The following is a 23,265-nucleotide window of genomic DNA, read 5'->3' as shown; positions in this document are numbered from 1 at the left end:
TATAGTGTTCCCCCTCACCCTCGCGGCCCGAACAGGATGAGCGCCGCGCCGGCCATGCAGATGCCCGCACCCGCAATGTCCCAGCGGTCCGGCCGCGCGCCTTCGGCGATCCAGAGCCACAGGATAGAGGCGACGATGTAGACCCCGCCATAGGCCGCATAGGCCCGGCCAGCGGCATCGGCCGGAACCAGGGTCAGGAGATAGGCAAAGAGGGCAAGCGCCCCCATGCCGGGCACGAGCCACAGGGGAGACTTGCCGAGCCGCAACCAGGCCCAGAAGGAAAAGCACCCGGCGATCTCGGCGAGCGCCGCGCCGGCATAGACGAGGAACGTCATATCCGGGACCGGATTAGCGCGCCTGGAAGATGAAGGCGGCGCCCGTGGCGATGAGGCCGAAGCCGATCAGATGGTTCCAGCCGAGGGGCTCCTTCAGGTAGAAGACCGAGAAGACCGCGAAGACCACGAGGGTGATGACCTCCTGCATGGTCTTGAGTTCGGCCGCCGAATAGACCGCAGAGCCGATCCGGTTGGCCGGCACGGCGAACCAGTACTCGACGAACGCGATGGCCCAGCTGCCCATAACGGCGATCCAGAGGGGCGATGTCTTGAACTTGAGATGTCCGTACCAGGCGAAGGTCATGAAGACGTTCGATGCGACCAGCATCAGGACGGGTGTCGTGTGGGGGCTCATGAGGGTTCCGGTACGGGCTGAGATCGGACAGGGCGTTCTGCCGTAATCGTCCTGGTGGTGCTGTCAAGCACAGGAACGGCGCCGGGCGCTTTAAAGCCAAGCTCCTCGACGGCCGCAACGCCGCAGGATCAACAGGTCGCCGATCGCGCCGCGCGCCCGGCCTGCTGCGTGGGAGCACCGGCCCGACAGGCCGCCTCCTTGAGCCGCGCCAGGACCTGCTCGCCGCCGGCGATCTGCGGGTTGGACGGATCGAAGCCTTCGCGCCGCTCGCGCTGCGTGACCAGCCCGCGCGCTTGCTCGAACGCGACATCCAGACGGCGCTCGCCTCTCAGGGCCTTGTTGAAGAAGGCATCGCCGAAATAGGTCCAGGTTGCCCCGTCCCGGCAGCCGAAGGACGGCTTGTCGGCTGCCGCCGCCGTGATGACGAGAGTGTGCGGATCGGCCAATTCCCGGGCGAAGATGCCCGAATAGCAGGCCGAGACGATCAGGACCCGGTTCTCGGCCCGGGTCCGGTCCAGCAACTCCCGGACATTGTCCGGCGTGACGAGAAGGGCGTCGCGACCTGCCACGAGTCCGATTCCTTCCGGGCCTCCATGGGAGGTGAGGACGAGCACCACGATATCCTCGGCGGGATCGAGCGCTTTCCCGGCAGCCGTAGCGGCCGCCATGAGGGTCTGGGGCGTCGCACCGGCGCGGCGCTTGGTGTTGACCCGGACGATGGAGCGTCCTTTTCCGTCGAAATTTGCCTCGAGGATGCGTGCCGCTCCCCTGGCCTCGCTCTCGAACACGCTCTGCGGGCCCCAGAGACCGAAGGACAGGATGTAGACGTCCGTCTGCCCGAGACGGTGCGGCACCAACTTGCCCGCATCGGCCCTGCGGGCCGGCTGGCCATGAGCGTCATGGAACGGGCCAATGGCGATCGAGAGCCCAATCAGGCAGAAAGCAAGCAAGCGGCGCATGATATATCCCAGCCTCGACCTCACTTTATGCGCAGCCGCCCTCGAAAGCCAAGAACCGGCCTTGGGCCCGCACGAGGCGCCAGCTGAACCGAATGCGCCGTTCCGGGTTTCCCTGTCAGGTACGTCACGAGTTATCCCAAGAGGGTTTTATGGACATCGCGCTCGATAAGGTTTGCGAACTCATTCTCCGGGTCAGGGCCATCGATGTGAAGGAAGGCATCACCGATCCGGCCTCGGGCTCGAACCCTATCGACGACGGCAGCATCGATGCCCTCACCTCCTCGCCTGACGATGCGACGGAAGAGGAGATCCGCGACGTGATCGCGGGCCTCAACGACGACGAGCGCGCCGACCTGATCGCCCTGGTCTATATCGGTCGCGGCGACATGGAGCCCGAGGAATGGGGCGCCGCCGTTCGCCTCGCCCGCGAGCGGGAGGCCGCGAGCTCGCTCTCCACGGCCGACTGGCTCATCGGGATCCCCAACTTGGCCGACCTTCTGGATGAGGGCCTCAACGCCATGGGGCGCAGCTGCGCCTGAGGCGCGGCCGAGCCGTTAGGAGTGGGCAGGGCCGATCCCTGTCCAGATCACGCAATCGGCATCGACGGTCCGGCCATGACGCCCTATTTGTGACATGGATCGAGCCAATAATCCTGCCTACTCCCAAAGGAGGATGTCATGAGTCCGCGCCTACCCCCTGAGAGCCCGGACGACGATGGGCAGAGCGAATTGCTTCAAACCGTCCACGACGCTTTGAACGACCTCGGCCCCCTGACCGATCCGACGGAAGAACAACCCCTCACCGAGGCGCAGCCGGACGGTCAGCCATCCACGTCCCCGGACGAAACCCAGGTCGAGATCGACCGGATCGAAGCCTATATGCGGGGTCCGACGGCGTTCACCGCCTGACCCGCCACGTCTCAAGGGCCTGCACCCGCCGCCCTGTGCAGGGAAACTCCCGACAGCGGAACCGCCTTCCCACAGCACTGGACCCGAACGTGATATGTACGTCCGGGTCCGTTACTTCGCTCATGGACGAGGGTACGCTGCCCCCGGCTCCCCACGATGCTCAGAGCTTTCCGAGCTTGATGAACTGCGTCTCGCCGGAAGAATTATCGACGCCGTCGTTGTCGGTCACGATGTAGGCGTCGCCAGCAGCGTCGACCGTGAAGCCTTCGACCTTATCGAGCACGTAACCCTTGGCCGCTTTCAGGTCGGCTAGGAGATCGCGCACCAAAGTCTTCTTCACGAGCGGCAATTCGCCACCGATCTTCGCGGGCTTCATGTCCGCGAGAGACACCGCATAGAGCTTCTTCACCTTTGCCTTCTCGGCGATCTGGTTGTCGCGCTCGATGATGATGACGCGGTCGCCCACCGCGGTGATCTCCGACAGGCCAATCCAGCCGGCATCCGTGCTGTCGAGCGGATACCGCACGGCGCTCCAGCTCTTGTCGGAGGGCTTGTAGGCAAGAAGCTTCACGGCATTCTTGCCGTCGTCTGCCCACTCGCGCTGGACGGCGAGCCACACGGTCTCGTCTGCGCCCGAGCCGGTGACGGTCACGCCCTCGAAGCCGTAGTTCTTGGCACCCTTTTCGAGCTCAGCCGGAACATTGATCTCTTGCTGGATCGCGCCTTTGGCATCGACCTTGATGAGCAGGTTCTTCACGCCTTTTTCCAGATTGCCCTCTGAGGCGAGCCAGAAACCGTCCTGTGCCACGGCGATGCCTTCGAGATCGAGTTTCTCTGCGGCGGCGCCGTTGCGTGTCACGAGCGTTTCAGCCGTGATCAGCGCGGGCTTCTTCGTGGCGTCGATGGTGAGGATGCGGGGCGCGGCACTGTAGAAGCTGTCCGTGATCGCATAGAGCTTGCCGGCCTGCGCCTTGTCGGCGGCAAGTCCCGACAGCGCACCCCAGCCCATGGGCAGGCCATCGGCGTTCTTCGCCGAGCGGATCGTCGGATAAGCGGGAGCCGCACGCTCGGCGCGCTGGTAAATCATCACGTGCGGAGCGGCACCGCCCTCACCGTGCAGATCCGTCTCGCTGGTGGCGACGAAGAGGTTGCGCGACGGGATGGCGAGAAGCCCCTCGGGTCCGATGCCGGTGGGCAGAACCTGCAGAAGTTCCGGCGTTGCGCCCGTATCGCGGTAGACGGCGACGACCGATCCGCGTTCGGAACCGACGAAGATGAGATTGTCGTTGCCGAAGCGGCCCGTCTCGATGCCTTCGATCTCGACGCCCTTCTTGTTGCGCTTGTCGGGGTAATGGCCGAGAGAGACGATCTCGTGCTCGAGGCTCGCGCCGGACTCGTAGGCGACGCTGCCATTCTTGTTGAAGATGGTGAAGCCGCGTGAACCGCCCTTCCAGTCGCCTTCATTGGCGGTCACGAAACGGTTTACGTCGATCCAGTGCACGGCATCCGGCTCGCGGGCGACCTTCTCCATGGATCCCGAGAGATCGATCTTGCCGTCCTTCTTGGTGTCGATGTTCTTGAGGTCGACGCTGCCTGCGGAGAAATGCGCCTCGACCGTGCCGGTCTTGCCGTCGACGATGGCGATATGGTTGTTCTCCTGCATGGTCACGACGACCTTGCCCTCGTCGGACACGTCCACGAATTCCGGCTCCGGATCCTCGCCCACGACCTCCGCGAGGCCCGTCAGGTTCACGGTCTTGAGAGCCGCGCAATCGACCTGATCGCCGTTCAGGGAAGCGACCACAAGAGAGCCGGCAGGCAGCTGCGGAAGCGCGCCGTCGTTGATTTCCTCGTTGCGCTCGTTCTCGATGGCGATGGCGAGAATGCCCGCATGGGCGGCCACGGAGTCCGGCTGTCCCGGCAAGGTGCATTCGGACGAGATCTTGCGGTCCGCGAGGTTCACGGCGACAAGCTTTCCGCTCGGATTGGTGAAGCTCTCGGAGGTGTTGACCGCCACATAGGCTTTCCCGCCCACGACCTTCACGGAGGTGGGTTCGCCACCCACCGCAAGCAGACCGCCGGCCTTCGGCGAAGCCGGATCGGTGATGTCGATGAAGCCCACAGCCTTGCGCGGGCTATCCGTGTAGACCAGCAGCTTGCCGTCCTCGCTCACTGAGATGATCTCGGCCACGGTCTCGGCCTTCTGGTCGGCATCCTTCGGCGCGTTCAAGGTGATGGGGAAGCTGGCGATTCGGTCGAAATACTCCGCCGCGGAGGCGCTGAGCGCCGTGCCCGAGAGGAGAGCGGCTGCAAGCGAGCCGGCGATGAAGGAGCGGTACATGGGGTTCTCGCTGAGACGGTCAAGGTTAGCCGGATCCTCATGCGCTCGTCATATGACGGGCCGATGACGATAGGTGAACGGCACCGGGATGCCGTTTTGCACCCAAGCCCCATGTCAAACGTTGTCGAGACCGAAACCTATCGATAGCTGTTGCTCATCGAATCACCGTTACACAGACCGATTTCGACAGGAGCCTTCATGAGCATAGGCCTGATCGCCTTGCTGGACGACATCGCGGCCATCGCCAAGGTCGCGGCGGCCTCGCTCGACGATGTGACCGCCCAGGCGGCCAAGGCCGGCGCGAAGGCGGCCGGCGTTGTGATCGACGACGCCGCCGTGACGCCGCGCTATGTGACGGGCTTCTCGGCCGCCCGGGAATTGCCGATCGTCGGCAAGATCGCTCTGGGCTCCCTCAAGAACAAGCTGATCTACCTCCTCCCCCTGGCCCTGCTCCTCAGCCTGTTCGCCCCCTGGGCCATCACGCCGCTGCTCATGATCGGCGGCGCCTATCTGTGCTACGAGGGTTCGGAAAAGGTCTTCGGGGCGCTGTTTTCCCATGGGGCCCATGAGCATGAGCGGGCCACCCAGACGGCCGGGAACGTGGAGGACGAGAAGGTCAGCAGCGCCATCAAGACCGACTTCATCCTCTCGGCCGAAATCATGGCGATCACACTGGCCAACATCCCGGCGGGATCGACCTGGATGCAGGCCGTGGTGCTCGCCATCGTGGGCATCGGCATCACGGCCCTGGTCTATGGCGGCGTCGCCCTGATCGTGAAGGCGGACGATGTCGGCGTGGCGCTCGCCCGCACCGCGACGCCGATCTCCAGCCTTCTGCGGCGCTCGCCCGAGAGCGCGCCCCTGCACACGGACCGCCTGCTGGCACCGCTCACCAGGGCGTTCGGCCGCGGCCTCGTGAAGGCCATGCCGGGCCTGCTCAAGACCCTCGCCATCGTGGGCACTGCCGCGATGGTCTGGGTTGGCGGCGGCATCATCATTCACGGGCTCGAAGGCTACGGCGTCACCGGGCCCGGCCACGTCATCCACGATATCGCTGCGGCGGCAGGTCACGCGGTCCCGAGCATCAGTGGCGCCGTGGAATGGCTGGTCACCGCCGCCGCCTCGGGTCTTGTCGGGCTTCTCCTCGGGGCCATCCTGATCCCCGGCATCCATTTCGTCGCGGTGCCGCTGCTGAAGGCCTTGCGCGGTGGGAGCCGGAGGGCCGAGAAGCCTACGGTATAACCACCAATCCTCTTCCATTCCTCAGCTGTTCGTACCATATTCGTTCTATGGCCAAATCACCCAAGAAGCCCAAGCTTTCCACCGGGAAGGCGTCCAAACCTGATCTGAAGCCTCTAGCCCCTCATCTGGCAGAACTTCTGAATCCCGCCGTCAATCGGGAACGGGAGGCGGCCGAGGGCTTTGCCGAGCGGGCACAGGAAACCTTCATTCATGGCGACATCACCGATGTCGACCCGGCGCTGGCCAAGAAACTCGGCCTGAAAGGCCCGGACGACGGGCCGGACGTCGCCGAAGAACTGGGCGACCTTGGCTCCGGGTCCGGTTTCTCCGCCACCGTCGACGCGCTGTCGCGGCTCCTCACGGAAGGCGATCCCCGCTTCAAGAACGGCAAGCCCTGGGTGCCGCACCGCCCGCCTCGCCCCGAGAAGTCGGAAGGCGGTATCCCGTTCAAGATCAAGTCCGATTTCACGCCCTCCGGCGACCAGCCCAACGCCATCCGCGAGCTGGTGGACGGCGTGCGGCGGGCCGAGCGCGATCAGGTGCTTCTCGGCGTCACCGGCTCGGGCAAGACCTTCACCATGGCCAAGGTGATCGAGGAGACGCAGCGCCCTGCCCTCATCCTCGCGCCGAACAAGACGCTCGCCGCTCAGCTCTACGGCGAGTTCAAGTCGTTCTTCCCCGACAACGCGGTGGAGTATTTCGTCTCGTACTACGACTACTACCAGCCCGAGGCCTATGTGCCGCGCTCGGACACCTTCATCGAGAAGGAAAGCTCCATCAACGAGCAGATCGACCGCATGCGCCACTCGGCGACGCGCGCCCTGCTGGAGCGCGACGACGTGATCATCGTGGCGTCCGTGTCGTGCATCTACGGTATCGGCTCGGTCGAGACCTATACGGCCATGACCTTCTCGGTGAAGGTGGGCGAGCGCATTGAGCAGCGCCAGCTCATCGCCGACCTCGTGGCCCTGCAATACAAGCGCATCCAGAGCGATTTCGCGCGTGGCACGTTTCGCGTGCGCGGCGACGTGATCGAACTGTTCCCGGCCCACTTGGAGGACCGTGCTTGGCGCATCGGATTGTTCGGGGACGAGATCGAGAGCATCGTCGAGTTCGATCCGCTCACCGGCAAGAAGACCAACGACCTGCAATTCGTGAAGGTCTACGCGAACTCGCACTACGTGACGCCACGCCCGACCCTGCAGCAGGCGGTGAAAGGCATCCAGGACGAGCTGCAGCACCGCCTGCAGGAACTCGCCCGCATGGGCCGCCTGCTCGAAGCGCAGCGGCTCGAGCAGCGCACGCAGTTCGACCTCGAGATGATCGAGGCTACCGGCGTGTGCAACGGCATCGAGAACTATTCGCGCTATCTCACCGGCCGCAAGCCCGGCGAGCCGCCGCCGACCCTGTTCGAGTACCTGCCCGACAACGCCCTCGTCTTCACCGACGAGAGCCACGTGACCGTGCCGCAGATCGGCGGCATGTATCGCGGCGACTTCCGCCGGAAGGCGACGCTCGCCGAATACGGCTTCCGGCTCCCCTCCTGTCTCGACAACCGCCCGCTGCGCTTCGAGGAATGGGACGCCATGCGCCCGCAATCGATCCACGTGTCGGCAACACCGCAGAAGTGGGAAATGGAGCAGACCGGCGGCGTGTTCGTGGAACAGGTCATCCGACCCACGGGCCTCGTCGACCCGGTGGTGGAGATCAGGCCGGCGCGTAGCCAGGTGGACGATCTCGTACACGAGGTGAAGGAACTCTCGGCTAAAGGATATCGCACCCTCGTGACCACGCTCACCAAGCGCATGGCCGAGGATCTCACGGAATACATGCACGAGAACGGCATCCGTGTACGCTACATGCATTCCGACATCGACACGCTAGAGCGGATCGAGATCATCCGCGACCTGAGGCTCGGCGCCTTCGACGTGCTGATCGGCATCAACCTCCTGCGCGAGGGTCTCGACATCCCGGAATGCGCGCTCGTGGCGATTCTCGACGCGGACAAGGAAGGCTTCCTCCGCTCCGAGACCTCCCTGGTGCAGACCATCGGCCGCGCGGCGCGTAACGTCGAAGGAAAGGCGATCCTCTACGCCGACAAGATCACCGGTTCCATGGAGCGCGCCATCGCGGAGACCAACCGCCGCCGTGAGAAGCAGCTTGCCTACAATGTCGAGCACGGCATCACGCCGCAGAGCGTGAAGAAGAACATCGCCGACATCCTCGAGAGCGTTTACGAGCGCGATCACGTATCGGTCGATACGGGCCTCGCCGACAGGACGGTGGGCCACAACCTCAAGGCCGTCATCGCCGACATGGAAAAGCGCATGCGCGAAGCCGCCGCGAACCTGGAATTCGAGGAGGCCGCGCGTCTGCGCGACGAGCTCAAGCGCCTGCAGGCGACGGAGCTCGCGATCAGCGACGACCCGATGGCGCGGCAATCCGACGTGGAGAAGGAAGCCGGCAAGTATGGCGGCTCGCGCAAATACGGCCGCAGCGCCAACCTGCCCCCGAAAGGCTTGCCGCCCTCAGGCGAAGGCGCGACGGCCGGCGACGAGGATTCCGATTCCTACGGTCCGACCGGCAAGGGCCGCTCCGACGAGGGCACCCGCATCCGCAAGCCCGGCCTCGACGAAATGGGCCCGGGCACGGACCGGGAGATCCCGCTGAACTACCGCGAACGCCCGGCCGCGCGCTCGACGCAGGGCTTCGCGGGGCAGAAGCCGAAATACAAGGGACGCAAAGGGCGGTAGGGCACCCGGCGAAGAGCCGGACTCGCCTTTCCGCCTCTAGCGAATCGGCCGGACCCAGAGGTCTGTCCGATGTGCTATATGTGTGCTATATGTCCCGAGGCTAACCCGACATGGCTTCAAGGATACCGGTCAGCACCGGGCAGATACCGGCCATGAGGATGGCAGCCGTAGCGGCGACTTTGGGCCAAAGGAGCCCGGCGTGCTTCGCGTCCCCGTACCAGCTACCGGCCATCGTACGCCATTGCCAGTAGACCGAGCGGGTCCAGTCCGGCGGATAGGGCCGCCTCTCACGCCTGCAGACATCCCATACGATCCGGTCGTTCACCCGATAGAAGGCCACGGACGCGGTCCCGAACAGCACGAGCCAAACCAGACCTCTGACCATCACCCGGCACCTCGGCTTTCGCCCGAGCCGCCATGATAGACAGGTCCCGCGCTATCATTGTGGCAATCCATCGGATCGAAGAATTTTCCTCACCGCCAGTTCACCGCGAATGCCTCCACGGGTTGCGTAAAGCCCTTCACGACGCGGCTTCCGAGATCCACGAAGGAGAAGCGTGGGGCGACCAGATTCGTGATGACCTCCGACACCACGATGCTGTCGGGTTCGGCGCTCTGACACAGACGGGCGGCCCGCTGCACCGTGGCGCCGAACAGGTCGTTGTGGTCGGCCACGGGCTCGCCCGCGTCGAGGCCGATGCGTACGCTCAGCTTTTCCCGGCTCGCCAGGTTGAAGGCCTCGAAGGCCTGCTGGATCGCCCGGGCGGCATCCACGGCGGCGGTTGCATCGTCGAAGGAGGCCATGATCCCGTCGCCGGTATGCTTGACCTCGCGCCCACCCTTGTCGCGTAGCGCCCGGCGCACCATGGCGTCGTGCGCGCGCACCATCTCGACGGCGCGCGTATCGCCGAGGCGCGCGGTCATGGCGGTCGAGTCGACGATATCCGTGAACATGATGGCGCGCAGGGCCGGATCGACCTTTCCGCCGGAACAGCAGCCCGCCGTCTCCGGGTCGGAGATGCGCCCGAGAAAGGCCTCGACGGCCGACAGATCGACCTCGATCACGTCGCGGGCGATCTGCCCGTGCGCCTCGTCATGGACCTGCATGGCGGTCTCGATGTCGGGCGCATCGATGAGGCAGAAGGCGGTGCCGCGCGTGTCGTCGAACCAGTAGGTCAGGAACCGCACCCCGTAGCGGTCCTGGACCTCCAGGTCCTGCTGGTGCGCGTGGGCGATGTCGGCGGCAGTCAGGCCCTTCAGCTCGTGCCGGTCCAGGAAGATGGGCATGGTGGATCTCCCTCCGTGCCCCTGGCGCATCGGATCCTAGACCGGACCCAGTTTCGGGTTCCGATCCGACGCACCGGCCCTAACTTACACGCTTCGTCCGCAGCGGGCGATGCCCCTTTCGCCCAGTCCCGAACGGGTGAGCGCCGAAGGGCACCCATCCGTCCGATCCCCCAGTTGTTGAAGGCACGGGAGACGCGCTATGTAAATCGCCTGCCTCATTGCCCTGCTGGAGAGTTCGATGGCCTATCTGCCCGCTGAAAACCGCTACGACGAGATGCTCTACAACCGGTGCGGCCGCAGCGGGTTGCTGCTGCCGGCGATCTCGCTCGGGCTCTGGCACAATTTCGGCGAGGACAAGTCGGCCGCGACCGCACGGGAGATCTGCCGGACCGCCTTCGACCTCGGCATCACCCATTTCGACCTCGCCAACAACTACGGCCCCCCTCCCGGCTCGGCTGAAACCTTGTTCGGCGAGATCCTGCGCAACGACTTCCACGGCCTGCGCGACGAGCTGGTGATCTCCACCAAGGCGGGCTACCGCATGTGGCCGGGACCTTACGGGGAATGGGGCAGCCGCAAGTATCTCCTGTCGAGCCTCGACCAGAGCCTCAAGCGCATGGGCCTCGACTACGTCGACATCTTCTATTCCCATCGCTTCGACCCGAACACGCCGCTGGAAGAGACCATGCTGGCCCTCGATTCGGCCGTCCGGCAGGGCAAGGCGCTCTATGTGGGCCTGTCGTCCTACAACAGCCAGCGCACCCGCGAGGCGCTGGCCATCCTGCGCGAGCTGAAGACGCCCTGCATCATCCACCAGCCGAGCTATTCGATGCTCAACCGCTGGATCGAGGAGGACGGGCTGCTCGACACCCTCGACGATCTCGGCATGGGATCCATCGTGTTCTCGCCGCTGGCGCAGGGCATGCTGACGACGAAATACCTCAACGGCATTCCGGACGAGAGCCGCGCGGCCCAGGGCAAGTCCCTGCGCACGAGCTTCCTCAACGAAGACAACATCGCCCGCATCCGCGGCCTCAACGGCATCGCCGAACGGCGCGGCCAGACCCTGGCGCAGATGGCCCTGGCCTGGGTGCTGCGCGGCGGGCGCGTCACCTCGGCGCTCATCGGCGCCAGCCGTCCCGAGCAGGTCGTCGACTGCGTCGGCGCGCTCAAGAATCCCTCCTTCACGGCGGAGGAGCTCGCCGAGATCGACCGCTATGCCGGCGAGGGCGACCTGAACATCTGGGCGGCCTCGGCGGAGCGGAAAGGACCTGCCCGGTAATCCACAGCAGAGCATCGGTCCCAAAGGGGACCTCCCCTTTCGGGACAGAGCACGATGCGCCATCCTTCAAGGAGCGCATCGTGCGGCGCGCATCCGCATGCCTGCGCGATCCACAAAAGGCCTTAGCTTTTAGACGAATACTCCTTCGGAGGGACTTGAGAAGTCGGTTAACAAGTGGTTAATGCCAAGCTTCATCGGCCACTTGACCTAAGGTCATCCCCATGGATTCCGTCACTGCCCTCGACAATCGTCGGAAAGACAGGCGTTTTCCCACGCATCACCCGGCAAAAATCATGCTGGGTCCTGAGGCGATGATCTCGTGCCTGGTGAAGGACATCTCCACCGGCGGGGCCAGGATCGCGGTCAAGCGGCACATGGATCTGCCGGAAAGCTTCGAGCTGTACATCGCGGCCCATGACCTGCAAGTTCGCCGCGCGCGGGTGTGCTGGCGCAACGGCGATTTTGCCGGGGTCGCCTTCAGCGCCGAGGAGGCCGATCTCGCACCGGCCGCGGAGGCCCCCGAGGCGCTGCGGTTCGAGGTATGCCTCGAACAGGCCGCCATGCCGCCCCATCTCGCATCCAAGCCTGCCCGCAAGAACCTCAAGCTCTATCGCACCACCGCCTGACGGGCGCATTTTTCGGGATCCAGGGCCGCGCGCCGCCTTCCCGCCTGCCTTCCCATGCAGCCGCTGAACGCCATCGCGGAGGCGAAACCAGCGGCCAAGCCCATCCGGGACTTCAGGTTGGCTATCATGTTTCGAGGCCTCGCACTTGGAAGGCTGGGCGAGTGACGGGATCTCCGCACACTCGCGCCAGTTGTCTCCCGTGGGCATATGACCCGTTCAGTAGCAGGGCCCATAGGGGTAATAGCCGCACAGGCCCCCGCCGCCGTATCCAAGGTCCGGATTGGCCGCCTCGGCGGCTCCCATGGCGGTTCCGGCGGCGATGCCGGCCGCCGTGGCGCCGGATCCATACCAGGCCCCTCGATAGACCGGGGCGTGCCAGTAATTGCCGCGCACGACATTGACGTCGCCGACGCGCGCATAGCCGAAGCGGTTGCCGTCGAGACGGTCCGCGCCTCCGAACCGATCGAACCCGCCGCCGCGGAATCCACCGCCGAAGCCGCCGAAATGATCGATGAACAGCGCCGCGGGTCCGCTCGCCCCGGCCAGATTGCCTTCCAGCACCGCAACGTCGAAGGTGAGATTGCCGCCCTCGAGCTTCGGCGATTTCAGCGTCACCACGGCGTCGCTGACCTTCGAGCCGTCACCGCCCAGGACGGACACGGTGGCATTGGGTGGATCCACGGCGAAGTTGTCCTTGCCCTCGTCCCACTGCATGATGAACTGCTCGGTCATCACATGGCCCGCTGCCCGCACGGGCCGATCGGCGAAGACGATCGAGTTCGCCGACACGCCGGTCAAGGTCAGCTTGTTGCCATCGAGCTTCGCTCCGGCTGCGTTGATGACGGCGAGCGAGGGAACCGGACCGGTGGGCGTGACCCGACCGATGGTCTTCGTCAGGGGCGGTTGCGGCCTCGTGCCCGCGTCCTGCGCGAGCGCCATGCCGGCCGTCGCGCAGAGGCTGCCGGTCACCAGAATGAAACAGGCGAATTGCTTGCTGAACATGGCGAGAGCTCCTTCTCGTATTGTCGGCTTCGTCGGGTTCTCCGCACCGACGTCATCACCTTGGGCAACACAGTCTGAACCGAGGCGGCCCGCAATCAGCGCGCCTCAGCCGGGAAGATGACTTTCCAATCGCGTTTCATGTCGACGACGGTCCACCTCTCCTGCGCTGCGGCGTCGAGCGCCTTGTCGAGCCGCCCAACCTTGGAATCCCGGTCATATGCGTATTCGCGCTCCGCATCGGTGTGATGCACGACGACACCGAGGCGACGTCCGCCGGTTTCGGTCGTCCATTGCAGCATTTCGAGATCGCCGTCGGAATTTCCGAAGGCCGCGACAGGACGCAGACCGATATGCTGATCGATCCCCACCGGCTTTCCGGGCCCGTCATCCACGAAGTTGACTTTCGGCAGCCGGAACAGCGTCGGCCTACCGTCACGGCGCTCGAAGGTCGTCACGATGCTGGAGCCCACGATCTGCCCCGACGGGATACCGTACCGCTCCGGCGCAAAGGCCCGCATGAACTCGATGCCTCCGCCTGAGACGATGAATGTCTTGAACCCGTTGGCGCGCATGTAGGCAAGCACTTCAAGCATGGGCTGATAAACAAGATCATCGTAGCGGCGGCCGAAGCGCGGATGCTTGGCGGTCGCGAGCCATTCCTTGGCGATTGTCCTGAAATCGTCCGGCGTCATGCCCGCATGCGTCGCAGCGACGATATCGACGGCGCCATGCTCTCCCATGGCTGCCACCGCCTCCATGTCCCCGTCGAGAACGGCCTTGAAGGGCTGCTTATCCCTCCATTCCGGATGCTGCGGCGCCAGCGTTTTCACCCTGTCGAGGGCGAAGGCGAACTGGACGTAGATCGGCTGCTCGATCCAAAGCGTACCGTCATTGTCGAAGGTGGCGATTCGATCGGATTCGGGGATGAAATCCGGAGATCCCTCCCGGGCTACAGCTGTGACGAAGGCGATGATCGCTTGCTTGACGCTGCCCTCGTTCCAGGAGGGCAGCGGATCGATCTGGGCAGTCGCGGCCGAGATCCAGAACGAAAAGAGAGCGATAATCGAGAGTGCTGCGACGCGAATTCTCGGCCATCCCATCCTGCTCATATTGGCTCTCCATGCCGTGCGCCCCGGAACAGGGTCGGCGCGTTCTGTTCACCCGACTTTGTCGAACGTCCGCCTGGCGGCTATCCGTCTAAGGCCTCATCGGACGTCTGAACTCCTGGGCCTCGACAGGCTCCGGTCCGATCAAGGCGAGCCGTGAACGCGCCGTTCGCTGCTATCTCACGTTCACCCTGTAGCTGAACACCGAGGTGCCGGGTTTCTCGTCGATGCTCTGCCCCGTTGCGGTGATCGCAAAGCTGTCGGGGCCGCTGTAGCCTGGGGCGGGCGTGTAGGTCCACGTGTCCTTGTCGACCATGTTCAGTGTGCCATGCTGCGGCCTCTGGCTGATCTCCGAACGGGTGAGCGTTCCCTGGGGGGTGAGATCGGACATGCATCCCTGTCCCGCCTGGACATCGAACGCAGCGTTCATGTTCGCCCCCATGATCGCTTGGTTGCCCTCGATGACGCACATGGCCGGCGCCTGTGCGAGCGCCGACCCGGCACACAGCAACGCCACTGGGAGCACTACGATTGAAATCGACTTCGTCATGACAGTCTCTCCTCTCGACAAGCCTCTGCAATTGATCGAGGCGTTCCCCCTGCACGGAATCTTCTTTTTGGATGGCGTGGCGAGCATCTCTCGATCGAATACCCGCCATGTCGCATCTCAGGACCGAGGGCCGCGGCTAATCGCTCGCGTGGCTGGCGTTGGCCTTCCTGACCTGTTCCAGCACGCCGCTGAGGTTGTAGGATTCTGAGGCCTGCAAGGGCGGGAACTTCTCGTACGTCAGAAGGTGCTGCACCACGGGGTGGTCGTCCAATCCTTTGATCGTCGAACCGGGACCATAGGGCCGGCGCCAGCTGGCGCCGAAGACGTAGGCCCACCACTGTCCCCAGTCGTTTACGTTCACCGGATAGTTCGGCGGGCTGAAGACGAGCGAGCCGGGCCTGAGCATATGCGGCAGAGCATTCGGATAGTCCTTCGGGTCCGGCTCTCTCTCGGCGAATGTGACGTAGCCGGTCGTGCGGACGAAGTCGCGGAACTGGCGGTTGGTGACTGGGCTCCTGTCGGTCCAGAACCCGTCGTCCGTCACGCGGTGGACAGGTGCCTCCTCGGGATAATGGCGGTCCGATCCCATCCGGAACGTGCCGCCCGGAATCCGGATCATGTCGGTGTGCGAACGGGCGCTGGGACGATGGGCGCAATGGTCTTGGGAAACGACACGCAACATGGGTTGTGCTCCCGTGCCGGCATGTCTGAACTGTCTCTCCGGACGCGGGTGCAAGTCTATTGGGGTCTGCCCTGAAATTGCTGGAGGCGAACCCTGGTTCAGCGCTTCCGTTGCCCTGGCTCCAATGCGAATGGCCATGCTGGGAAAGGCTCAGTTTCCGCGCTGCTCTTACGAGGATGGTCGACAGAAACCGGGTTCAGGGTTTAACCTATGTTATTGACCGAGGACGGTCGCGGTCTTGGTCCCGTTGCGTTGCCCTTGCGGCCGGAGGGCGCCGTCTTGAGCGATGGCACCGCACCGACAATCGCGCGCGCGCTTCCCAACCTGCCTCGGAGTCTACGAGGGCGGGTCGCCCTGATCTTCGCCACCATCATCCTGATCACATGCCTTGTCGCTGCCGCGCTGCTGCTCTCGAAGGCGCGGCATGAACGGGATATCATTCGAGAGCGTACTCTCGGCACGGCATTAGCGTTGTCCTTCGGCTTCGATCAGGAAGTATACGCGGGCAATGCCCTGCTGAAGGGATTGTCGTCGTCGCCTGCCCTGAAGGCCGGCGACGACAGGAGTTTCTACGACCAGCTCAAGGCAACGCCGATTCCCGCGGGATCCTGGCTGATCCTTCAGGACATGGACGGACAGGTCGCCAATACTCTCAAGCCGCTCGGTGCACCGCTTCCCCGGCACCGGGATTTCCCGAATTATCCTGAAGCCATCAACCGGATCCGGGACCGCGGCTGGGCGGTGTCGGGACGGATGGGGAGCCTCGTGAAGCCAGGAACGACCGTCATCGCACTCAGCCTGCGGATCAACCACGATGACGGGACCATGAAGGGCTTCATCACCACCATTCTCTCGCAGGACCATCTCGGCACCATCCTGAGAGGCCAAAACGCTCCCCAGGACTGGACGCTGGGCCTCTATGACCGGAAGCTCCAGCCTATCGTGACCATCAGAGGCAACGAGACGTCGTCGCGACCTCCCATGCCGGACGCCTTGGCGAGGCGTCTCGCGGGCGAAGACGGCGAGACCGCGCACGGTTTGATTGAGGGTGCCGACGAGCGCGGGATCCCGGTGCTGGTTGCGTATCGCAGCTCAGAGGCAACGGATTGGACAAGTGTCGTGACGGTCCCGCTCTCCGTTGTCGATGCACCGCTAGCAGGCGCTCTGCGGCAGATCGCCGGGATGGCCGCCATCCTCCTTGTCGCGGGTGGTTTCGCCGCCTTGTTCACCGCTCGCGAGGTGGAGCGCCCTCTCCAGTTGTTGTCCGATCAGGTCACCGGAGCGCGAAAGCAGGTCAGCGAGCTGTCCTACCAGCTGCTCTTTCTTCAGGAGGAGGAACGCCAGCGCATCGCCCGCGAACTCCACGATTCGACGGCTCAGCATATCGTGGCGGCCAATCTCAGGCTCAACGGCCTGGAAGGCGCGGTCTCGCAATACCCTGCAGCCCGCAAAGCGCTGGCCGATATCGAAGACCTCCAGACCGAGGCGTTGCGGGAACTTCGCATCTTCACCTACCTGCTGCATCCGCCGAACCTGACGAACGACGGTCTTCAGGCCACTCTCCGGGATTTCGCCGAAGGCTTCGCCGGTCGGACGGGACTTGTCGCTCGAATTCGGATTCCCGAGGAGGTCGATGATCTCCCGGCCGACCTCCAACGGACGATCCTGCGCGTGGTGCAGGAGGCCCTCACCAACGTCCACCGGCATGCGGGCGCTTCGCGGGTGTCGGTTGACGCCAGGATCCAATCGGGACGCTTGGTCGTTCGCATCCGCGACAACGGATACGGGATGGTGGGCCGCGACCGGACGGATGGCCCCGTCCGGCTCGGCGTGGGCATCGCGGGCATGCGCGCCCGTCTGGAGCAGTTCGGCGGCGACCTGAAGATCAGGACCGGCCCGCGCGGCACGTCGATCATTGCCATCGTTCCGGTGGCGGCGGCAGGACAGGCGCGGACCCATGCCCGCCGCCTGCTGCACCCGTGGCTGTCCCGTCCGGCGAAGGCCGACAGGGAAGTTCCGTTCTGAAGATTCAGGGTCTGCCGCCAGTGATTTCAGGGTTTTGACAAGGTGGGGCCGACCGCCCGAAGGTATATCCTTTCCGGATTCGGGAACGCCCGAACAGGCCGAACTGTCGTCAAAGGATGTTCCATGAAGACGCGCATCCTGATCGCCGACGATCACGACGTAGTCCGCTCCGGGGTCCGCACGATCCTGGAAGCACATGAAGGCTGGGAAGTGATCGGCGAGGCCCGGAACGGCAAGGATGCCATCGATCAGGCCGTGGCGACCCGTCCCGACGTGGTCATTCTCGATTACGGTCTTCCGCTGGTGAACGGTGTCGAGGCCACCCGGCAAATCCGGGGCCGGGTTCCCGGCATCGAGGTCCTGATCTTCACCATGCACGACACCGACAGCCTGATCAGGGACGTGCTGGAGGCGGGAGCCCGGGGCTTTCTGCTGAAATCCGACGCGAAACAGTTCCTCGTCTCGGCAGTGGAAAGTCTGGCCGCACACAAGCCGTTCTTCACCGGCAAGGTGTCGGAGGCCCTGCTCGAGACCTACCTGTCCAAGGGAACCACGAACGCCTCGGCGCTGACCTCCCGCGAGAAGGCCGTGGTGCAACTGATCGCCGAAGGCAAGACCAACAAGCAGATTGCCGACATCCTCAGCGTCAGCACCAAGACCGTCGAGACCCATCGCGCCCTGGCCCTGCGCAAGCTCAACCTCGACACGACCGCCGCCCTGATCCGCTACGCGATCCGCAACAAGCTCGTGGAGAATTAAAGCATTGTTCGGCGAAGTGGATCCGGTTCGCCGTCAAACAATGCGGCTCCGCACAGAAGGGATGATTCCACGCCAGCGGAAACAGCTCTAGAGCATCGAACGCAAAAGTGGGAACCGGCTCTGCGCACAAAGATGCGACAAAACAAAAACTTAGAGCATCTTCGGTGAACTAGGCCTGTCCGACAGGTCAGCGCCGTCCGAACAACCGCTCGATATCCGTCAGCTTCAACTCGACATAGGTCGGCCGGCCGTGATTGCACTGGCCGGAGAGCGGCGTCGCTTCCATCTCGCGCAGCAGCGCGTTCATTTCCTCGGGCCGCATGCGCCGTCCGGCCCGGATGGAGCCGTGGCAGGACATGCGCGAGAGCACGGCGTCCAGGCGCTCCTCCAGCGGGCTCGATGCCCCCTGCCCCCACTCCGCCAGGGCATCGGCCACGTCCTGCACCAAGGCCTTGATGCGTCCGCCAGCGAGGGCCGAGGGCACCTCGCGGACCAGCAGCGCCCCGTGACCAAAGGGCTCGACCACGAGGCCGAGGCTCTCGAGAGAAGAAGCCTCAGCGAGCACGCGGTCCGCATCGACGGGATCGAGGTCGACCACCTCGGGGATCAGCAGCAATTGCCGGGCGATGCCCGAGGCGGCGCGCTCGCGTTTCAGGCGCTCGTAGACGAGGCGCTCATGAGCCGCGTGCTGGTCGACGATGACGATGCCGTCCTGTGTCTGCGCGACGATGTAGGTGCCGTGGACTTGCGCCCGGGCAGCCCCCAGAGGCGCCTCTTCCGTTTCCGGCTCGATCTCGTGCAGCGTCGCTCGGCTGTCGGCCGACGGGCTCGCGAGATCGGGAAGGTTCGCCTGCCGCTCAGAGAGGCCCGAGGGAGACGCATAGGATCGCTCCGGCCCGTCGAGCGGCGCCTGCCAATGGGCGAAGGCGCTGGTCGGACGGATCGCATGCGTGCGGCGCGGATAGGCCGGAAGCGACGGCAGCCCTCCTTGAGGACGCAGGCTCTCCAGCGTGCGCGCGCCGCCGGTCGAGGACGCCCGGAAGGCATAGCGGGTAATCGCTTCCTTCAGCGCACCGACGACGAAGCCGCGCACGAAGGCGGGATCGCGGAAGCGCACTTCCGTCTTGGCCGGATGCACGTTGACGTCCACCGCCCTGGGATCGAGATCGATCATGATGGCGAGCACCGGATGCCGGTCCGAGGCCATCACGTCCGCATAGGCGCCGCGCACGGCGCCGAGCAGCAGCTTGTCGCGCACGGGCCGTCCGTTGACCACAAAATGGATCGCCGTACCGGTGCCGCGATGATAGGTCGGCAGGCTGGCGAAACCGGTGAGCCGCACGCCCTCGCGCTCGACGCCGATGGACATGGCGTTCTCGTGGAACTCCGCTCCCAGCACCCGCGACAGGCGCCGCAGGAAACCATGCTCGCCGGGCTCCTCCGGCGGATAGGTGAAGGCGGTGATGTGCTCGCCCGAGAGCGTGAAGCGGATCGTCGGATGCGCGATGGCAAGCCGCTTGACGATCTCGGCGACCGCCTGCGCTTCGGAGCGGTCGCTCTTCAGGAATTTCAGGCGGGCAGGCGTCGCGGCGAACAGGTCCGTCACCTCGACGCGGGTACCCTTCGGCGCAGGCGCGGGACGCACGGGGCCCTTCACGCCCGCCTCGACGACGAGCGACGAGCCGGTCTCGGCCTCACCTGTCCGGGTGACGATGGAGAGGCGCGCGACGGCCCCGATGGACGGCAGGGCCTCGCCGCGGAAGCCGAGAGTGTTGATCGAGAACAGGTCACCGTCCGGCAGCTTGGAGGTGGCGTGACGCTCGACCGCCAGCTCTAGGTCCTCCGGCGTCATGCCCCGGCCGTCATCGACGATGCGGATCAGGCGCCGCCCACCGGACTCGACAGCGATCTCGATGGAGGATGCCCCAGCGTCGACGGAATTCTCGACCAGTTCCTTGACGGCCGCCGCCGGGCGCTCGACGACCTCGCCCGCGGCGATGCGGTCGACGAGGATGGGATCGAGGCGGCGGACATGCATGCGAGGTTCGGGCGTTCAGATTCGGGATAGAGAACATAGGGGCTCACGGCGGCGGAAACCAGAACGCGCGGCGTTATTCCCCAGGCTCCGACGGATGAGGCGCTCCCCTTCGTCATCACCGGCCTTGTGCCGGTGATCCCGATTGTCGGAAGCGCCGAGTCTCACAGAAGCGGGATGGCCGGCACGAGGCCGGCCATGACGGTGAAGGATTGTCCGCCCCTCACCCCTGCGCGAGATATTCCTTCGCCAGGATCTTGGCCTCTTCCACGGCGGGCTGGTCGAACGGGTCGACGCCCATGGCATAGCCGGCCAGGATCGTTTCCAGCATGAAATGCATGAGAAGCTCGCCCAGGGCGCGCTCGTCCAGGGTCTCGATGTGGATCTGGCGGGTCGGACGGCTGTTCTTGGCGAAGGTGTCGGCCATGGCGCGACCCTGGGCGGCCACGAGATCGCCGATAGTCTTGCCCGCGAAAGCCGCCTGCCCGGCGCGCTTCGACAACCCCTCGTTCATGACCGGCCCCTTGCCGGCGACGCCGGTGGTCAGCACCGTGAAGAGCTTGTCGTTGGGGCCTGCAAGATAAAGCTGCTGCTGGCTGTGCTGGTCCACGGGACCGATGGCCGCGACGGGCTGCGTGCCCTTGCCGTCCTTGCCCACGCTCTCGGCCCAGAGCTGAACCCACCAACGGGTGAAGCGCTCGAGGCGGTCGGCATAGGCCATGGTGACCGCGATGCCCTTGCCGGCTTTCGCCGCCGCGACGTTTAGGGCCGCCCCCAGGGCGGCGGGCGCGTCCTTGGCCGCCGCTCCGTTGCGGAAGGGCTCATAGGCATCGGCCGCACCCCGACGGATGGCCTCGATGTCGAGGCCGAGCGCGGCGGCCGGCAGAAGGCCCACATTGGTCAGGACCGAATACCGCCCGCCGATGCCGGTGTGATGGTCGAGGAAACGCACGCCCTCGGGCTCCAGGAGATCGCGAAGGGCGTTCTTGACCCCGTCCTTGCGCGGCTCGGACACGCCGAGGAACACATCCTTGGGATGCGCGCGCAGACCCGCCTTCTCCAGGGCCGTGAGCACGGCGATGGTCTGCATCAGCGTCTCACCCGTGCCGCCCGATTTCGAGATCGCTACGAACCGGGTCGAAGAGAGCGGCAGCTTGTGCAGGACGCGGTCGAACGTGATGGGATCGAGATTGTCGAGGAAGTGGATGCGCGGGCTCTCGGTGAACCGGCCGGTGCCAGGCACCGCGTAATCCTTCAATTGCGCCAGGGTCTGGCCGCCGAGGCTCGATCCGCCGACGCCGAGAACGACCACGTCGGTGGCGTCGTCCCGCAGGAAGGCGGCGGCTTCGCGGATGCTCGCCAGATCGTCTGTGGTGCGCGGCATATGGAGCAGCGGCAGCCGGCCCGAGGCATCGTCCTCGGCCAGCCGTTTCATGGCCTCGCCGACGAGCCCAAGCGCGTCGTCGAGCGCCGCCTGCGCCAGACCGCCTCCCCCGATATTGGAGTCAAGGGCAAGATCGATCGATTGCTGCAGGGCCATAAGCGTACTCCGACTCGTTCAAAGCAGGAGCGAAAGATTAGGGCAGAGACGGCCCCGAGGCTAGGGTCGTGGCACTGAAGCTGAAATCTCTGCGTTGCGGACCGCGCCGCAACTCTCAACCTCATCCTGAGGAGCCTGCATGGAGAATCCGATCACGGGCAGGCTCTTGGGCATCAGCTGCCACGCCGGATCACACCCCGGTGGGCCGGCCTGCGATCACTGTGAACATCCGGCCGTCACCGAAAATGCGCTCGGCAGCCCTACGGATGTCGGCTTGCGTCACAGCTCCGACCAGGCCGTTGCGGCGGGCGATGTAGTCGATGCCGAGCCCCTCGAAGGCGATCTGCGCCAGGGTGTGGGCGATCTTGGTCGAGGTATCGAAGCCGAGCGCATAGGAGCCGATGAGGTAATCCTTCGCCTTCTGCAGTTCCTCGTCGGACGGTCCTTCGCTCGTCAGCTTCGCCATCTCGTCGGCGATCACGTCGAGCGCCTCGACCACGCGCTCGTTCTTGGTCGCGGTGTAGCCCCAGGTCATGCTCGCCGAGCGGTAGCTCACAAGCGACGTGCCGACGCTGTAGGCGAGACCACGCTTCTCGCGCACCTCCTGGAACAGGCGCGAGGTAAAAGCACCGCCGCCGAGGATGTGGTTGAGAACGTAAGCCGGAATGAAGCCCGGATCGCGCCAGGCAATGCCGTTCATGCCGAAGCGGATCACCGATTGCGGAACGTCGAGATCGACCACAATGCGCGATCCCAGCTTCTGCAGCGAAGCGGGCTCGATGATGCCGAGCGGTTTCGCGTCGGGCAGGGAGCCGAACACCTTGTCGAGAAGAACCGAGAGGTTGTCGCCGCTGATGGCGCCGACGACGGCCACCTTCACGCGTCCCCGCGCGATGATCGACCGGTGCATCGCGATGAGATCGTCCCGCGTGATCGCAGCCACGCTCTCGGGCGTGCCGGAGGTCGGGCGACCATAGGGATGACCGGCGAAGCCTTCCTCGAAGAAGCGACGCGTCGCCATGACGCCCGGATCGTTCTGCTGGTACTTGAGGCCCGCGATGGTCTGGGCCCGGACGCGCTCGATGGAATCCTGGTCGAAGCGCGGTTCGGCAAGCGCGACGCGCAGGAGCTCGAAGGCTTCGTCCGCATGCTTGACCAGCGTCTTGAGCGAACCGCCGAGCGCATCGTTGCCGGCGTTGAACGACAGCTCGATGGCATGCGCCGCAAGCCGCTCCTGGAACGCATCGGAATCGTATTCGCCCGCGCCTTCGTCGAGCAGGCGAGCCAGCATCTGCGCCACGCCGGGCTTGTCCGCGGGATCGTGCGCCGAGCCGCCTTCGAAGATGAAGGAAACGGCGATCAGCGGCACGACGTCGGATTCGACGTGCCAAGCCTCGACGCCCTTGGCGGAGGTCAGTGCCTTCACCGTGGTCGGAGACGAGGACATGGTTTCGACAGACGCTGTCATGATTACCTCG

20 protein-coding genes and 1 pseudogene are annotated in these 23,265 nt (G+C 65.0%); 8 read left to right on the top strand and 13 right to left on the bottom strand.

The window, feature by feature from the left end; all coding sequences use genetic code 11:
* Positions 1 to 14 precede the first annotated feature (14 nt).
* The 3 genes from U0023_RS14000 to U0023_RS13990 form a co-directional block, all read right to left on the bottom strand.
* Positions 15 to 335 carry a YnfA family protein gene (locus tag U0023_RS14000; RefSeq protein WP_009494924.1) on the bottom strand — a complete coding sequence of 107 codons (321 nt, stop codon included), beginning with the start codon at positions 333 to 335 and terminating at the stop codon, positions 15 to 17.
* Positions 336 to 348: 13 nt separating this feature from the next.
* On the bottom strand, positions 349 to 690 hold the full coding sequence (locus tag U0023_RS13995) for a DMT family protein (RefSeq protein WP_009494734.1): 342 nt from the start codon (positions 688 to 690) through the stop codon (positions 349 to 351).
* A 128-nt stretch (positions 691 to 818) separates the two neighbouring features.
* Positions 819 to 1,649, bottom strand: coding sequence for a C13 family peptidase (locus U0023_RS13990; RefSeq protein ID WP_009494725.1), 831 nt, complete (start codon positions 1,647 to 1,649; stop codon positions 819 to 821).
* Between the two features lie 149 nt (positions 1,650 to 1,798).
* Here U0023_RS13990 and U0023_RS13985 point away from each other — a divergent pair, with 149 nt between their 5' ends.
* Both U0023_RS13985 and U0023_RS13980 read left to right on the top strand, forming a co-directional pair.
* On the top strand, positions 1,799 to 2,188 hold the full coding sequence (locus U0023_RS13985) for a DUF3775 domain-containing protein (RefSeq protein ID WP_009494724.1): 390 nt from the start codon (positions 1,799 to 1,801) through the stop codon (positions 2,186 to 2,188).
* 138 nt (positions 2,189 to 2,326) lie between these two features.
* Entirely contained in the window at positions 2,327 to 2,557 is a 231-nt protein-coding gene (locus tag U0023_RS13980) for a hypothetical protein (protein ID WP_009494723.1), read from the top strand.
* Between the two features lie 160 nt (positions 2,558 to 2,717).
* On the opposite strand, the gene U0023_RS13975 is transcribed toward U0023_RS13980, so the two are convergent.
* Positions 2,718 to 4,898 carry an esterase-like activity of phytase family protein gene (locus tag U0023_RS13975; protein WP_009494722.1) on the bottom strand — a complete coding sequence of 727 codons (2,181 nt, stop codon included), beginning with the start codon at positions 4,896 to 4,898 and terminating at the stop codon, positions 2,718 to 2,720.
* Positions 4,899 to 5,096: 198 nt separating this feature from the next.
* On the opposite strand from U0023_RS13975, the gene U0023_RS13970 reads away from it, so the two are divergent.
* Positions 5,097 to 6,140 carry a DUF808 domain-containing protein gene (locus tag U0023_RS13970; RefSeq protein WP_009494720.1) on the top strand — a complete coding sequence of 348 codons (1,044 nt, stop codon included), beginning with the start codon at positions 5,097 to 5,099 and terminating at the stop codon, positions 6,138 to 6,140.
* A 47-nt stretch (positions 6,141 to 6,187) separates the two neighbouring features.
* Positions 6,188 to 8,893, top strand: a complete 2,706-nt coding sequence (gene uvrB, locus U0023_RS13965) for an excinuclease ABC subunit UvrB (protein WP_009494715.1) — start codon at positions 6,188 to 6,190, stop codon at positions 8,891 to 8,893.
* A 100-nt stretch (positions 8,894 to 8,993) separates the two neighbouring features.
* On the opposite strand, the gene U0023_RS13960 is transcribed toward uvrB, so the two are convergent.
* Both U0023_RS13960 and U0023_RS13955 read right to left on the bottom strand, forming a co-directional pair.
* Positions 8,994 to 9,278 (bottom strand): hypothetical protein, encoded by a 285-nt coding sequence (locus U0023_RS13960; RefSeq protein ID WP_009494713.1) that lies wholly within the window; start codon positions 9,276 to 9,278, stop codon positions 8,994 to 8,996.
* Between the two features lie 89 nt (positions 9,279 to 9,367).
* Positions 9,368 to 10,180 carry a nickel-binding protein gene (locus tag U0023_RS13955; protein WP_009494708.1) on the bottom strand — a complete coding sequence of 271 codons (813 nt, stop codon included), beginning with the start codon at positions 10,178 to 10,180 and terminating at the stop codon, positions 9,368 to 9,370.
* 238 nt (positions 10,181 to 10,418) lie between these two features.
* Between U0023_RS13955 and mgrA the strand changes: the two genes are divergently transcribed.
* Entirely contained in the window at positions 10,419 to 11,462 is a 1,044-nt protein-coding gene (mgrA, locus tag U0023_RS13950) for an L-glyceraldehyde 3-phosphate reductase (RefSeq protein ID WP_009494707.1), read from the top strand.
* A gap of 221 nt (positions 11,463 to 11,683) precedes the next feature.
* Positions 11,684 to 12,088 (top strand): PilZ domain-containing protein, encoded by a 405-nt coding sequence (locus U0023_RS13945; protein WP_009494705.1) that lies wholly within the window; start codon positions 11,684 to 11,686, stop codon positions 12,086 to 12,088.
* A 216-nt stretch (positions 12,089 to 12,304) separates the two neighbouring features.
* Here U0023_RS13945 and U0023_RS13940 read toward each other — a convergent pair whose 3' ends face one another.
* The 4 genes and pseudogenes from U0023_RS13940 to U0023_RS13925 form a co-directional block, all read right to left on the bottom strand.
* Complete coding sequence (locus tag U0023_RS13940; RefSeq protein ID WP_009494693.1) at positions 12,305 to 13,090, bottom strand: hypothetical protein; 786 nt, start codon at positions 13,088 to 13,090, stop codon at positions 12,305 to 12,307.
* 95 nt (positions 13,091 to 13,185) lie between these two features.
* Positions 13,186 to 14,190, bottom strand: a complete 1,005-nt coding sequence (locus U0023_RS13935) for an HAD family hydrolase (RefSeq protein WP_040639675.1) — start codon at positions 14,188 to 14,190, stop codon at positions 13,186 to 13,188.
* Positions 14,191 to 14,371: 181 nt separating this feature from the next.
* Complete coding sequence (locus U0023_RS13930) at positions 14,372 to 14,746, bottom strand: Ig-like domain-containing protein (RefSeq protein WP_009494689.1); 375 nt, start codon at positions 14,744 to 14,746, stop codon at positions 14,372 to 14,374.
* Between the two features lie 250 nt (positions 14,747 to 14,996).
* Positions 14,997 to 15,365: pseudogene (locus U0023_RS13925) on the bottom strand (SUMF1/EgtB/PvdO family nonheme iron enzyme); the annotation flags it as partial.
* A 342-nt stretch (positions 15,366 to 15,707) separates the two neighbouring features.
* Between U0023_RS13925 and U0023_RS13920 the strand changes: the two are divergent.
* Together U0023_RS13920 and U0023_RS13915 are read left to right on the top strand one after the other, a co-directional pair.
* Positions 15,708 to 17,453 carry a sensor histidine kinase gene (locus U0023_RS13920; protein WP_195904259.1) on the top strand — a complete coding sequence of 582 codons (1,746 nt, stop codon included), beginning with the start codon at positions 15,708 to 15,710 and terminating at the stop codon, positions 17,451 to 17,453.
* A 123-nt stretch (positions 17,454 to 17,576) separates the two neighbouring features.
* Positions 17,577 to 18,212, top strand: a complete 636-nt coding sequence (locus U0023_RS13915; protein ID WP_009494684.1) for a response regulator — start codon at positions 17,577 to 17,579, stop codon at positions 18,210 to 18,212.
* 187 nt (positions 18,213 to 18,399) lie between these two features.
* Here the strand turns inward: U0023_RS13915 and mutL are convergent, their stop codons facing one another.
* From mutL to U0023_RS13900, 3 genes are all read right to left on the bottom strand, one after another.
* Entirely contained in the window at positions 18,400 to 20,250 is a 1,851-nt protein-coding gene (gene mutL, locus U0023_RS13910) for a DNA mismatch repair endonuclease MutL (protein WP_009494683.1), read from the bottom strand.
* Positions 20,251 to 20,470: 220 nt separating this feature from the next.
* Complete coding sequence (locus U0023_RS13905) at positions 20,471 to 21,787, bottom strand: glucose-6-phosphate isomerase (RefSeq protein ID WP_009494682.1); 1,317 nt, start codon at positions 21,785 to 21,787, stop codon at positions 20,471 to 20,473.
* A gap of 190 nt (positions 21,788 to 21,977) precedes the next feature.
* Positions 21,978 to 23,255 carry a M16 family metallopeptidase gene (locus U0023_RS13900; protein WP_009494681.1) on the bottom strand — a complete coding sequence of 426 codons (1,278 nt, stop codon included), beginning with the start codon at positions 23,253 to 23,255 and terminating at the stop codon, positions 21,978 to 21,980.
* Positions 23,256 to 23,265 lie beyond the last annotated feature (10 nt).

The organism is Microvirga lotononidis (genome assembly GCF_034627025.1).
Taxonomy (GTDB): Bacteria; Pseudomonadota; Alphaproteobacteria; order Rhizobiales; family Beijerinckiaceae; genus Microvirga; species Microvirga lotononidis.
Note: the sequence above shows the minus strand (reverse complement) of the source record. Positions and strands in the feature narration are given on the sequence as shown.